Source organism: Vibrio japonicus, from assembly GCF_024582835.1.
GTDB lineage: Bacteria > Pseudomonadota > Gammaproteobacteria > Enterobacterales > Vibrionaceae > Vibrio > Vibrio japonicus.
Map to the genome: position 1 here is coordinate 1,525,510 of NZ_CP102096.1, position 13,740 is coordinate 1,539,249.

Annotated in this window: 10 protein-coding genes; 6 read left to right on the top strand and 4 right to left on the bottom strand. The window is 46.2% G+C overall.

The window, feature by feature from the left end; translation table 11 throughout:
• Window positions 1-29: 29 nt before the first annotated feature.
• Complete coding sequence (locus NP165_RS07240) at window positions 30-803, top strand: RelA/SpoT domain-containing protein (protein ID WP_257083310.1); 774 nt, start codon at window positions 30-32, stop codon at window positions 801-803.
• An 83-nt stretch (window positions 804-886) separates the two neighbouring features.
• On the opposite strand, the gene NP165_RS07245 is transcribed toward NP165_RS07240, so the two are convergent.
• Window positions 887-1,630, bottom strand: coding sequence for a sporulation protein (locus NP165_RS07245; RefSeq protein WP_257083311.1), 744 nt, complete (start codon window positions 1,628-1,630; stop codon window positions 887-889).
• A 195-nt stretch (window positions 1,631-1,825) separates the two neighbouring features.
• On the opposite strand from NP165_RS07245, the gene hutC reads away from it, so the two are divergent.
• From hutC to hutH, 5 genes are all read left to right on the top strand, one after another.
• Entirely contained in the window at window positions 1,826-2,536 is a 711-nt protein-coding gene (gene hutC / locus NP165_RS07250) for a histidine utilization transcriptional repressor HutC (protein WP_257083312.1), read from the top strand.
• A gap of 114 nt (window positions 2,537-2,650) precedes the next feature.
• Window positions 2,651-3,892: an imidazolonepropionase gene (hutI, locus tag NP165_RS07255; protein ID WP_257083313.1), complete on the top strand. Its 1,242-nt coding sequence runs from the start codon at window positions 2,651-2,653 to the stop codon at window positions 3,890-3,892.
• Window positions 3,885-4,898, top strand: a complete 1,014-nt coding sequence (gene hutG, locus NP165_RS07260) for a formimidoylglutamase (protein ID WP_257083314.1) — start codon at window positions 3,885-3,887, stop codon at window positions 4,896-4,898. Before hutI ends, hutG begins: the two co-directional genes overlap by 8 nt.
• An 88-nt stretch (window positions 4,899-4,986) precedes the next feature.
• Complete coding sequence (gene hutU, locus NP165_RS07265) at window positions 4,987-6,684, top strand: urocanate hydratase (RefSeq protein WP_257083315.1); 1,698 nt, start codon at window positions 4,987-4,989, stop codon at window positions 6,682-6,684.
• Window positions 6,685-6,710: 26 nt separating this feature from the next.
• Window positions 6,711-8,243, top strand: a complete 1,533-nt coding sequence (hutH, locus tag NP165_RS07270) for a histidine ammonia-lyase (RefSeq protein WP_257083316.1) — start codon at window positions 6,711-6,713, stop codon at window positions 8,241-8,243.
• A 55-nt stretch (window positions 8,244-8,298) separates the two neighbouring features.
• Here the strand turns inward: hutH and NP165_RS07275 are convergent, their stop codons facing one another.
• The 3 genes from NP165_RS07275 to ydiJ all read right to left on the bottom strand — a co-directional run bounded on the left by NP165_RS07275 (window position 8,299) and on the right by ydiJ (window position 13,581).
• The gene (locus NP165_RS07275; protein WP_257083317.1) at window positions 8,299-9,903 is read right to left on the bottom strand and encodes a serine protease; all 1,605 of its coding nucleotides are present in this window, start codon (window positions 9,901-9,903) and stop codon (window positions 8,299-8,301) included.
• 117 nt (window positions 9,904-10,020) lie between these two features.
• On the bottom strand, window positions 10,021-10,482 hold the full coding sequence (locus tag NP165_RS07280) for a methyltransferase family protein (RefSeq protein WP_257083318.1): 462 nt from the start codon (window positions 10,480-10,482) through the stop codon (window positions 10,021-10,023).
• A gap of 66 nt (window positions 10,483-10,548) precedes the next feature.
• Complete coding sequence (gene ydiJ, locus NP165_RS07285; protein ID WP_257083319.1) at window positions 10,549-13,581, bottom strand: D-2-hydroxyglutarate dehydrogenase YdiJ; 3,033 nt, start codon at window positions 13,579-13,581, stop codon at window positions 10,549-10,551.
• Between the last annotated feature and the right edge of the window lie 159 nt (window positions 13,582-13,740).

A 13,740-nucleotide genomic window follows, 5' to 3' on the forward strand; every position in this document is an offset into this window, starting at 1 on the left:
CTAAGTCACTGCGAATCTAAGGAGAGTGAATGAGCGTATTCCTAAGAACAACGGCACTCATGCTATTGATGCTCAGCCGTGCACCGGCTTTTGCCGCGATTCCAACTGCACCAGGTAGTGAGCAAAGCCGTTCCTCCAATCAAAATGAAGTCAGTTCTCAAGCGTTTAAGCACAACTTAAGTGGCTTATACGGAATAAAATCCACTTCCGCGACTCCAATTCAACCCTATTCTGACTTCGATATTCTCTACACTAAAGCACACCAAGCGCAGGCTGAACTAGAGACGCTATGCCAAAGTACCGCGCTTCTCACTTCAACCAATGCCTACTTTGCAGGTATAAAATCTGCAGACCGCGCAAGAGAAAAAATTACCCACAAGTTAAACGGTCAGCCTGAACGAATCACTGACTTAGCCAGAGCAACAATTGTTGCCAACGACATTGAAAGCCTGATGACGGTATACGAAGTACTTAGTCGAGAGACCACCATAGTGAACGTAAAAAATCGCTTCAAAAGCCCTAAAGCATCGGGGTACCGAGATCTTAACCTCCTCGTCCAACTTCCTAAAACGAAGCTCGTTGCTGAAGTTCAGATACATTTAAAAGCCATTGCAGATGTCAAAAATGGCGCAGAGCACGATTTTTATGAAAAGATCCAAACCATTGAAAGACGAGCAGCTTCGCAAAGCAGAGAGATGTCTGAGTTTGAAGTCGCCCAAATTCAGCAAATGCGCAACCAATCTAAAGCATTGTATCAAAAAGCCTGGCAGCCTTACTTAACCACGCACTTGAGTGCCGCTTAATTCTTTGGCTTCCAAACACAAAAAAGCGCCACAGGATCTAAGTGGCGCTCATTAATAGCTAATTATTCCAAACCGAGTTTAAACTACACAGATAGCACGCGATTCGCTGCGTTGCTGATTTCAGAGTCACTCGCGCCTAACGGAAGCGTGAAAGAAACGTATTGGTCACCACGCATGCTCATCGCGCGATCAACTTCCGCCAAACAATGCATTACCCCACCTTCAAGGATGAATGAAAGTTCGATTTCTTTCTTGTTTACAAAACCATTGTTGCGAAATTCAATTTCCTGATAACAACCAGATTTCGATGAGAAATTGCCACCACGAAGATAACCTTTTTCTACATCGGCTTTAACCATAGAAAAGCCAGCATTCTCTATTGCTGCGATCACTTTAGCCGCAACAGGCAGAGGCTTAACTTCAATAAAGTCTCGGTCTTTTGGATCAATAGCGAACTCAATATCCAGAGACGTTTCTATCCAAACATGGCACAGGTTTTTTAGCGCTTTAAGTGCGGTAATTGGCGTTTCATCATCCAGCTTTATTTCAAACGGTACTTGTTTATTCTCATTAGGCTGGATAGTGAATGGTTGAACGGCTTGTAACTTTCCAATAACAAAGTTTTGATAGCTCACACCGTTGTCGTTTTCTACCTTCATCTCTGTGCAGAGTTTCAAGTTGATCGCATCAATCTGTTGCGCTACATCGCCACCTTGAATATGAACAATCCCTTTAAGAGTCTCACCTTGAAACAGTGACATACTTTCTAATACAGTATCCACCTTCGCAGCACCAATTCCTAAAGAAGCCTTTAACTTACCAAACATTTTGTTTCCTTGTGACTAGGTTATTAGCACTCATCATTTAACGCGCTCAACACGAGATAGCAAGCCATTTCTCTATTTCGCTCGTTGAAATGTGGCGGACTCTCATATTCGGGTTATCTATGTTACCCGTACTTGAAAAATGGGAGTAAATGTATAACCATTTGTATAGTCAAATGTATTTTTTAGTTGAAAGCGATGAGTAACTCCCCTTTATATCTGCAAATAAAACAGTTCATTAACAAAAAAATTGAATCTGGCCAGTGGCCGGTAGGTCAACAGATCACAACAGAACTGGAGCTAACCAAGCAGTTTAATGTGAGTAGAATGACGGTCAACAAAGCAATTCGCGATTTGGTTTCAGAAGGCAAACTACAGCGAAAGCCACGGTTAGGCACGTTTGTATGTGCGCCTGAAGAAAAGGCCGAGTCCCCTCTTCTTGATATCCGCAACATTGCCGAAGAAGTATCCCAACGAGGTAAGAACTACTCGAGCAAAGTGGTGAAACAACTTGCTCTGCCAGCCGATGAGCGTATTGCAACGAAACTCGGGGTGATGCTCAACACACCTGTTTTCTATAGTGAAATCATCCACTTTGAAGACAAGTCACCGATTCAACTTGAGTTGCGATGGGTCAATTCCGCTTATGCTCCGAATTACCTAGAGCAAGATTTCACTCAGATTACGCCAAACCAATACCTATCCCAGAACTGCCCGTTGAGTGCCATTGAACATACTGTCGAGGCCATTATTGCAGATGCTCATATTCGTTCTTCCCTAGAGCTCAACGCAAATGAACCCTGCTTACTGCTAAACCGTAGAACATGGAGTCAAGATAAGCTGGTGAGTTCCGCATTACTCTACCATCCTGGCACTAAATACAAATTAAGCTCTAAGATTTTGCTCTGACTTAGAGCTTCACACTTCACAGCTGATCACATTTTTGCAACATCACGCTTGCACATTTGACTAACCTAAACCAATATTTGTATATACATTTAAACCTTTGTGGATTTAGACAGAATGAGTGACCCGAACAACACCCTAAAACCTTCCAACCAAGACATTGATTTGGTGCTGACAAACGCGCGCATCGTATCGATGACCAGCGGTGGTGAGGGCTATCAGGTATCTGAACCCACTCATATTCAAATCCATGAAGGGAAGATTGTTAAGATCTCTGGTGATGTTCCTGTCGATACAAATGTATACGACTGCAAGAACCAACTCGTCACACCGGGGTTTATCGATTGCCACACTCATCTGATTTACGCCGGAAACCGCGCCAATGAGTTCGAAATGAGATTGAATGGCGTCCCTTATCAGGAGATCGCGAATCAAGGTGGCGGTATTCTATCTACGGTACGAGCAACGCGTGAAGCAAGTGAAGAACAACTTATTGAGTTAGCACTTCCCCGTTTGGACGGTCTGATTCGCACTGGTGTTACGACCGTAGAAGTAAAATCCGGTTATGGTCTCACGCTTAATGACGAAGTAAAAATGCTCCGCGCAGCAAAAGCGCTAGAAGATCACCGAAAAATTCGTGTATCAACAACCTTACTTGCCGCACATGCACTCCCTCCAGAGTATGCAGGCAGAGCAGATGACTACATTGATTATGTTTGCCAAGAAATCATCCCGCTTGTCGCTGAAGAGCAGCTTGCCACCAGCGTTGATGTTTTTTGTGAATCAATTGGTTTCAACCTAGCTCAAACTGAGAAAGTTTTCCGCGCCGCGCAGCAACATGGCTTGACGGTCAAAGGCCATACAGAACAGTTATCAAATTTGGGTGGTACTGAACTAACCGCACGTTACTCTGGCCTATCTGCGGATCACATTGAATTTTTGGATGAGCACGGCGTTATCGCTATGGCAAAATCCGGCACGGTCGCCACGTTACTTCCAGGTGCGTTTTACTTCCTTCGCGAAACCCAATTGCCGCCGATTGAGTTACTACGTAAACACAACGTTCCTATGGCAATCGCGACAGATTTGAATCCTGGCACATCACCTTTCGCAGATTTGACTATGATGATGAACATGGGCTGTACGTTGTTTGGTTTGACTCCAGAAGAAACGTTACGCGGAGTAACATGCAACGCGGCAAAAGCATTGGGCTATGGCGAAAGCAGGGGGCAAATTCAATCTGGTTTTGATGCCGACCTTGCCATTTGGGATATAACACATCCTGCTGATTTTAGTTATCAACAAGGTATCTCTCGCCTGTCCGCACGTCTTGTCAATGGAGAGCTAAATCATGTCTGAATCAATGAAATCTATCCTACCCACTACCAATCAAGAGTTTCATTGGCAAGGTAGACATGACGCAGAAGACGGCAACTTAGGCAAACGCGTCCATCATGTCATCAAGAAAGTCTCTGTTCAGGATTTAGAGTCCTACCGAAATGCCGTAAGTATTCTTGGCTTTGCATGTGACGCTGGTGTAGCGCGCAACAAAGGACGCGTTGGGGCTCGCAAAGCGCCTGACCTTATCCGCCGCGCTTTGGCTAACATGGCTTGGCACAACAAAACGACGCTGATTGATTTGGGCAACATTAGCTGCGAAGACGATTTACTTGAGCAAGCGCAGTCTGATTGTGCCGCTGTGATTGGGCACGCTTTGCACTATACACCTGTGATCACATTGGGCGGTGGTCATGAAGTGGCTTGGGCTTCGTTTCAAGGACTCGCGCGTTACTTTGAGTCAATTAGCCCAGCGAAACCACCTAAGATTGGCATCATTAATTTTGACGCTCACTTTGATTTACGTGCATTTGAAAGCATGAACGCAGAGGTGATGCCAAGCTCGGGCACACCATTCAACCAAATACAACGATACTGTCAGGAAAACAACTGGCCGTTCCACTACGCTTGCTTGGGAGTTAGTCGTGCCAGCAATACAGAAGCACTCTTTAAGCGCGCTGATGAGCTAAACGTGTGGTACGTAGAAGACAAAGATCTTTCTCATTTAAACCACATTTATCACCTAACGCAGCTACAGCATTTTATCGACAATTGTGACTACATCTACCTCACTATCGATTTAGACGTATTCCCAGCGGCATCGGCGCCAGGCGTAAGCGCTCCAGCAGCGCGTGGCGTAAGTATGGATACATTATCGATCTTTTTAGACAGAATTTTGCATTACAAACAGAAGTTAGTCATCGCAGACATTGCCGAGTATAACCCGACTTATGACGTAGACAGTCAAACAGCCCGGTTAGCAGCAAGGCTTTGTTGGGATATGGCCAACGCATTTTCAGATAAATAATAAAAACCAGTGAGCAGTGAAGCTAGGTCTGAAAAGGCTTGGCCGGATCAATGCAAGCTGAATTTAGTGAAACACAAGGAGTCTTACCATGACGGAACGCCAAGTAGAAGATAAGCGTCTCGATACTACTCGTACAATTCGTGCTCCACACGGCACCACTTTGAGAGCGAAATCTTGGCTGACGGAAGCCCCACTTCGCATGTTAATGAACAACCTAGACCCAGATGTGGCAGAACACCCGCACTCTCTGGTTGTTTACGGCGGTATCGGCCGAGCAGCTCGTAACTGGGAATGCTATGACAAGATTGTGGAAGTGCTTGAGCGCCTAGAAGACGACCAAACGCTTTTGGTTCAGTCTGGTAAGCCTGTTGCGGTTTTCCCTACGCATAAAAATGCGCCTCGCGTTCTGATTGCAAACTCTAACCTTGTTCCACACTGGGCAAACTGGGAACACTTTAACGAACTCGATAAGCAAGGCCTGATGATGTATGGCCAGATGACAGCAGGTAGCTGGATTTATATCGGTTCTCAAGGCATTGTTCAGGGGACTTACGAAACATTTGTTTCAGTCGCGAAGAAACACTTTGATGGTAACCCTAAAGGTCGCTGGATTTTAACTGGCGGTCTTGGCGGTATGGGTGGCGCTCAGCCTCTTGCAGCGACAATGGCTGGATTCTCTATGATCGCTGTCGAGTGTGATGAGTCACGAATCGACTACCGTCTACGTACAGGCTACGTCGATAAAAAAGCAACAAGTCTGGATGAAGCACTGTCTATCGTTTATGAATCTGACACACCAGTTTCTGTTGGCCTACTTGCAAACGCAGCGGACGTGTTCCCAGAACTTGTTGAACGCAACATTACGCCAGACGTTGTTACCGACCAAACCTCTGCACACGATCCACTTAACGGCTACCTACCGCTAGGTTGGTCTATGCAGCACGCAGCGGAAATGCGCCTGAAAGACGAAGCGGCGGTTGTTAAAGCGGCGAAAGAGTCAATGGCAGTGCAAGTCAAAGCAATGCTAGACCTACAATCTCGCGGCGCGGCAACACTTGATTATGGTAATAACATCCGTCAGATGGCTCTGGAAGAAGGCGTAGAAAACGCGTTTGATTTCCCAGGATTTGTACCGGCTTACATTCGCCCACTTTTCTGTGAAGGCATTGGTCCTTTCCGTTGGGCTGCGCTGTCTGGTGACCCAGAAGACATTTACAAAACAGACCAAAAAGTTAAAGAGCTGATTCCAGATAACCCACATCTACACAACTGGTTAGATATGGCACGCGAGCGTATCCAGTTCCAAGGACTTCCTGCACGTATCTGTTGGGTTGGCTTGAAAGACCGTAAACGTCTTGGCGAAGCATTTAACGAAATGGTGAAAAACGGTGAACTGAAAGCCCCTATCGTTATCGGCCGTGACCACCTAGATTCTGGTTCTGTTGCAAGCCCGAACCGTGAAACGGAAGGTATGATGGATGGTTCGGATGCGGTATCAGACTGGCCGCTACTTAACGCACTGCTAAACACTGCTGGCGGCGCAACTTGGGTATCGCTGCACCATGGTGGTGGCGTTGGTATGGGCTTCTCTCAGCACTCAGGCATGGTTATCTGTTGTGATGGTAGCGATGATGCGGCAGAACGTATTGCTCGCGTACTACACAATGACCCAGGTACTGGTGTTATGCGACATGCAGACGCTGGCTACGACATCGCTAAGAAATGCGCCGCTGAGCAAGGCTTAGACCTGCCAATGCTCAACGAAGAACTCAAGAACCTTAAATAATCAGACCTGAATTAAGGAAAATGAAAATGTTAAATTTAATGCTAAAGCCGGGACATGTTAGCTTAAAAGAACTTCGTCAAGTCAGCCGTTCACCTGTGAACTTATCACTTGACCCAGCAGCATTTCCTGCGATTGAAGAAAGCACTCAGGTCGTTGAACAAGTTATCGCTGAAGATCGCACTGTTTACGGTATTAACACAGGTTTCGGCCTACTAGCCAATACTCGTATTGCGCCAGAAGATCTTGAAACACTGCAGAAAAGTATTGTGCTGTCACACGCGGCGGGTATTGGCAAGTTTATGTCCGATGAGACGGTTCGCCTAATGATGGTACTTAAGATCAACAGCTTGTCTCGCGGTTATTCAGGTATCCGTCTGAAAGTTATTCAAGCATTGATTCAACTGGTGAATTCACAAGTCTACCCATGCGTACCGCAAAAAGGTTCTGTGGGTGCGTCTGGCGACTTAGCACCGCTTGCGCATATGAGCACCGTCCTTTTGGGTGAAGGTCAAGCGCGACACAATGGCAAAATCATTTCGGGCCTAGAGGCACTAAAAATTGCAGGTCTAGACCCAATCACTCTCGCGCCAAAAGAAGGGTTAGCACTTCTAAACGGTACTCAGGCTTCCACTGCGTTTGCCCTTGAAGGTCTATTCGCCGCAGAAGACTTGTTTGCCTCTGCTACCGTATGTGGTGCGATGTCGGTTGAAGCAGCACTCGGTAGTCGCCGCCCGTTTGACCCACGTATTCACCGTGTACGCGGCCATCGTGGTCAAATGGATGCTGCACTGGCATATCGCCATATGTTGGACGTCAGCAGTGAGATCGGTGATTCACACACAAGCTGTGAAAAAGTACAAGATCCATACTCACTACGCTGTCAGCCTCAGGTGATGGGCGCGTGTTTACAGCAAATTCGCAATTCCGCTGATATTTTGGAAGTCGAATCGAACTCAGTCTCGGATAACCCGCTTGTATTCGCTGATGATGGCGACATTATCTCAGGTGGTAACTTCCATGCAGAACCCGTCGCAATGGCAGCAGATAACCTTGCTTTGGCAATTGCAGAGATTGGTAGCCTGTCTGAACGTCGTATGGCTTTGCTTATCGACAGCGCGCTCAGTAAGTTGCCTCCATTCTTGGTGGATAACGGCGGCGTAAACTCTGGCTTTATGATTGCTCAGGTAACATCTGCAGCACTAGCAAGTGAGAATAAAACACTAGCTCACCCTGCTTCTGTGGATAGCTTGCCTACATCTGCAAACCAAGAAGATCACGTATCAATGGCAACATTCGCAGGTCGTCGCTTGCGCGATATGGCGGAGAACACACGTGGCATTTTGGCGGTAGAGTACCTGTCAGCTGCTCAAGGCCTTGATTTCCGTGCGCCAAACAAGTCTTCAGCTCGTGTAGAGGAAGCAAAGCAAATTCTTCGTGAACGTGTCTCTTTCTATGATAAAGACCGTTACTTTGCGCCAGATATTGAACAAGCGAACGCTCTGCTAAAACTGGCTGTGCACAACCATATGATGCCAGAAGCAATACTGCCAAGCATCTAACAACAGCGCTATTCACTAATCAAAGACCCCCACTCGCGAGTGGGGATCTTTATTTTTACTTGTTGCGTCTTAGTAGTGGTAACAAGACAAGCAAGGACAACCAGCCAAAACTTCCTCCGCCACCTTCGATTCTCTTAAGGCCAGACGTCGCACTCGGATTTGCCACTTTTCGGAAGCTTAAGAGATACGCAGCATCTTCCCCTTCGTCAATCGATCCATCCTTGTGATATTCAAACTTAATGCGGTTTCTCACCGCAGGTAAATAGACTTGGACTTCATCCGTAAACTGTCCCCCAACACCATAATATTCGACACCATTGATATAAATTGATAACGGATCAGCAGACTCGGAAGAGACTCTTACCTTCAATTCGTAGTGACCTGGCGACAGATCATCAAAGATCACCGTTGATCGCTCATTGTGTGTGATAGGCGCAGTTCGAATCCCACTTGAAGCAGCTTGCCATGGCTTATCATTGGTATAAACCGTCACACCTTCTAAAGAAAAGACCTCTGAAAGTTCCGAGCTTGCCTGCATAGCAACTTCATATCTGGCACCGGAATCTACGCTACGGCTCTGCCCATTTTGCTGATAGTTAAATGTGATACCTAAGTACTCAGCTCCATACATTTGCGCGTTAAAGCTAACTCGGACAACACAGCTTTCACCTTTGTTTAGTGTTCCTTTTGTCGCACAGCTGTTCTCTGTAATAAATGTATTATCAAACCAAGGCTGAGCACTCGTATAGGTGAGTGCGTCAGCAGAAAGATTCGTAAACGTGAAGTCGTGACTACTTGAACCTAGCCCTGTATAACCAGCAAAGCTGTATTGGCTATAGCTTAAACCAGATGTGATTTGATCAATCCATTCAACGTACTTGCTTATGTTGGTATACACACCATAAGAGCTCGCGTCACCGCATCGCATAGAACCAAAACTTACGATGCCTAATTGAGTTCCGCTGTTGCCTAGAACAAGCGGCCCCCCGCTATCACCACGGCAGGAGTCATGTCCTTCGAAGCTGTTGCCGGCGCAAAAGTTCTCAGAGTCAACATCGCTAGATACGCCTCTAAAGGCAGTCGCACACGTGCCTTGATCGACCATAGGTACTGTCACTTCAAGCAATTGAGCCGACGTTGTATGGTTGCCATATTCAGGCGTCGTAGAACCCCAGCCAGCAACAGTCATACTGGCTCCGACTGGTGTAGCAGCACGAGTATTAGCATCAGCTAACTGAACAGGAATGGCTTCATTAGTGGTTAACACTCTCGGTAACTCAATGATAGCAATATCGTTTACTAACGAATCACTATCGTAGTCAGGATGAATATAGAATTGCTGGGCAGGTAGCCTTACCCCTTCATTAAGCTCATTGTTGAGGTTGTTGATGCCGACAATCACGTCAAAGTCGTCTTTAGAAACATTTTCGACACAGTGCGCTGCAGTCAAAATGTAGTGATCACCAATGTAGCTAGCGCCGCAAAACTGCCCTTCATAGGCAGAGGCACCTTTAGCCACTAAAGCTGTCATGTAAGGCCAGTCATTACTTGTTGCGGTTGTTCCGTCAATAATTCGTGGGGAAATGTCTTGGGCAACACTTGTCGCAGTTAACAGGCAAGTCGCTGAGGCAATAAATGGAGAAATGGGCCAACGTATCATGCATTCAGTTTCCTATTGGTCATATACACTGGCGACCAATCATACCGCTGAATACCAAATCGAAATACCTCTACCGGAGCTTATTAATAAAAACTCATTAAGAATTGGGATCCAACGCTAAATCCAACGCCTAACTCGCTGTTTATATTGACGGTACTCCTCACCAAACAGCTTTTCCAATGCGCGCTCTTCTGGTTTGATCTGAAACCGAGTCATATAAGGAATGAATGTAAACGCAAGTGCAATCGCGAGCACGTTTTGGTGCCAATAGGCATACCCAACAAGCAGCAAAAATAGCGCCAGATACATAGGATTACGTGTATAGGCGAATATTCCCGTCTGCACCACTGTCGATGCATCTTCTACTTTGACCGGATGAATAGTGGTATTCGCACGGTGAAACTGGAATACCCCTGCCACACCAATCACACCGGATAAAATAAAGCACGCCGCGAATACCAAAGCATTGAGTGGAAGAGGCAATGTCAGCGCGGTAAATTCGTGAGAAACGCGATTAATGATCACGATTAAAATAATAAACACGACTACGGGTGGAATTTTGCGTTCTAATTTTTCCATAAGGCCAACACCCAAATACGGATAGTTAAAAAATAGCCCAGCATGAAATACTGGGCTACTCGCGGATCAGATGAACTGTAATAACGCCTGAACGGGATGTTGGACATTAACCCCTTCAAAGCGCTTCACTTGGCTTCGACAAGAATAGCCCGTGATTAAGCAGCGCTCTTTTGGCAAAGTGTCCAAATTAGGCTTCCAGCTTAATCCGTAAATGTCTTTGGACATCTGCAACTTATCAACTTCATGGCCAAAAGTACCCGCCATGCCACAACAGCCCACTGGAACTGTGTTTAATTGGCCGCCAAAATGAGCAAAGATTTCTCCCCACTCTTTTTCTGCATTCGGCATTTTGGTCTTTTCTGTGCAGTGAGCAAGCAAATACCAAGGCTCTTGGGCCGTTTGGGATGAAACGTCAAATTCGCTTAAACGTGGAAGTAACCACTCGTGCGAAGTCAGTACTTGGAAGTCACCGCGTTTTTCGCCGAGCACTTCCTGATACTCATCTCGGTAACACAGAACCAACGCAGGATCGACACCGACTAACGGAATACCCAGATCCGCCACTTTTTGTAGGAATGCCGCTGTTGAGCTGGCATTTTTAGCAAATTGCTTGAGGAAGCCCTTAATATGCTGCGCTTTGCCGTTTGGCTTAAACGGGAGCAGAACTGGCGTTTTACCAAGTTTTACCGCGAGTTTCGCGAAGTCTTCTACCACACTGGCATCGTAATAACTGGTGAACGGGTCTTGAACAATAACAAGGTGGTTCTGTTTTTCCTGCTCAGACAACGATGCCAAATGAGTAAGATCGAACGCCTTAAAGGATTTCATTCTCTCTTCAAGTGTTGGTACGGACAGTAAAGGCGCATCAACATAACCGATCGACGACGCGGTTATTTTCTGTACCCACTTCTGTTTGATTGCACTGTTAACCAACTTAGGCGCTTTCGCCATTACTGGCAGCATCGTCTCAATGTTGGCAACTAAGTAATCTTTCGCTGGTCGCTGATAACGTGAGTAGTAAATGTTTAAGAAACGCGAACGAAAGCTTGGTACATCGACTTTGATCGGGCACTGGCTGGCACATGCTTTACAGGCTAAGCATCCGTTCATCGCTTCATACACTTCGTGAGAGAAGTCGTACTCATGACGCTTGTTAAACGAGTTTCTTACGCGGTCAATCATAGTTTTGACAGGCGTATTGTTTTCTAGCGTTTTTTGTTCCAAATCGAGAATATCAACGCCTTGCTCGGTTAACTGTCTCAACCATTCACGAACCAAACCTGCGCGGCCTTTGGGCGAGTGGCGGCGGTCCGCTGTCACCTTCATAGAAGGACACATTGGAGACGAGGTATCGTAGTTAAAACACAAACCGTTCCCGTTACACTCCATCGCTTGTTTAAAGCTGTCACGGACTTGTACGTCGATTTGGCGGTCAAAATAGCCACGCTTGGTATCGGTTACTTTAACTAACTCTGCATCACTCTCTAGCGGTGTACAGATCTTACCCGGGTTCATTTTATTGTGCGGATCGAACGCCGCTTTAACTCGTCTTAATTCAGTGAAGAGTTCATCACCAAAAAACTCTGGCCCATATTCAGAACGATACCCTTTGCCGTGCTCACCCCACATTAAGCCGCCATACTTGGCAACTAACTTAACCACTTCATCCGATATTTCATGCATCAGAGCTTCTTGCTTAGGATCGCACAGGTCTAACGCGGGGCGCACATGCAACACACCAGCGTCAACGTGACCAAACATACCGTAGCTAAGCTGTTTCGCATCCAGTAGCTCTCTAAATTCGACGATAAAGTCCGCTAAGTTTTCTGGCGGTACGCAAGTATCTTCCGCAAAGGCGACCGGTTTTGCGCGGCCTTTTGCAGCGCCGAGCAGCCCAACCGCTTTTTTGCGCATGTTGTAAATACGGCCGATGCTAGCAAGATCATCACACACCTGATAACCAATGATGCCTGCTTCTCCTTGCTCTAGCATCTTATCCAAGCGAGCGGTCAATTCTGCAACTTGCAGGGTGACTTCCTCTTCGTTCTGGCCTGCGTATTCGACCATATTAATGCCCTGCATGTCTTTGCCCGGAACATCAGCAAGTAGGTCACTTACGGTATGCCACACGATGTCTTCTTTCGCTAGGTTAAGCACTTTTGAATCTACGGTTTCAACCGACAGTGCTTTAGCCTCTACCATCAATGGCGCATTTCGCAATGCCGAATCAAAGCTGTCGTACTTAACGTTAACCAAAGTACGCGCTTTAGGAATTGGCGTAAGGTTTAGCTTCGCTTCAGTGATAAATGCCAATGAGCCTTCCGCACCACACAAAACACGAGTTAAATTGAACTCATCGCTACTTTCATCCAGCGCATTTTTTAGATCGTAACCGGTAAGAAATCGATTTAGAGGAGGGAATTTCGCCTTGATATGTTCTCTTTTGTCACGGCAAACCTGCTCTGTCACTTTAAGAGCGGTCGCAGCGTATTGACCGTCATCCGGACGACCTTTTGAGAGATCAGATTCAAGCACAGAACCATCAGCAAAAACCGCCTGCAATGACAATACGTGATCGGACGTTTTACCGTATTTCAGTGAGCCCTGACCAGACGCATCGGTATTGACCATACCACCGATTGTGGCGCGATTGCTGGTAGAAAGATCGGGAGAAAAGAAGTAACCATAAGGTCGCACTGCATCGTTCAGTTGGTCTTTCACCACCCCTGTTTGTACACGTACCCAACCCTCGTCTTCGTTGATTTCCAGCACTTTATTCATGTGACGTGATAAATCAACCACAATCCCTTTTGTCAAAGATTGTCCGTTAGTGCCTGTACCACCGCCACGTGGAGAAAAAGTGATTCTTTCATAGTCAGGCTTAACGCTTAATTTACCGATAAGTGCTACATCTTGTGTTGATTTGGGATGCACAACGGCTTGAGGTAGTTGCTGATAGACGCTGTTATCCGTTGCAACCGCTAATCGGCTTGAATATTGGCTTTCAATATCTCCGGAAAAGCCTGATTTTTTAAGTTCTTCCAGAAAAATGAGGACGACGGGATCCACGTCAGATTGAGAGTGTAATCTTGGTAACATTTGCTTCCTGCCCCTACTGCGCTGATCCAGTCAGCATTGGGTTCTGTGTGATATGGTTTTAATTTTTGAATTATGTCACTTTACAACATTTAAAAGGGTGATCAAAACAGAAATGCAGTGTCAAATTAGCACTTCGCGCAATTCTTTCTCACTCTTTAA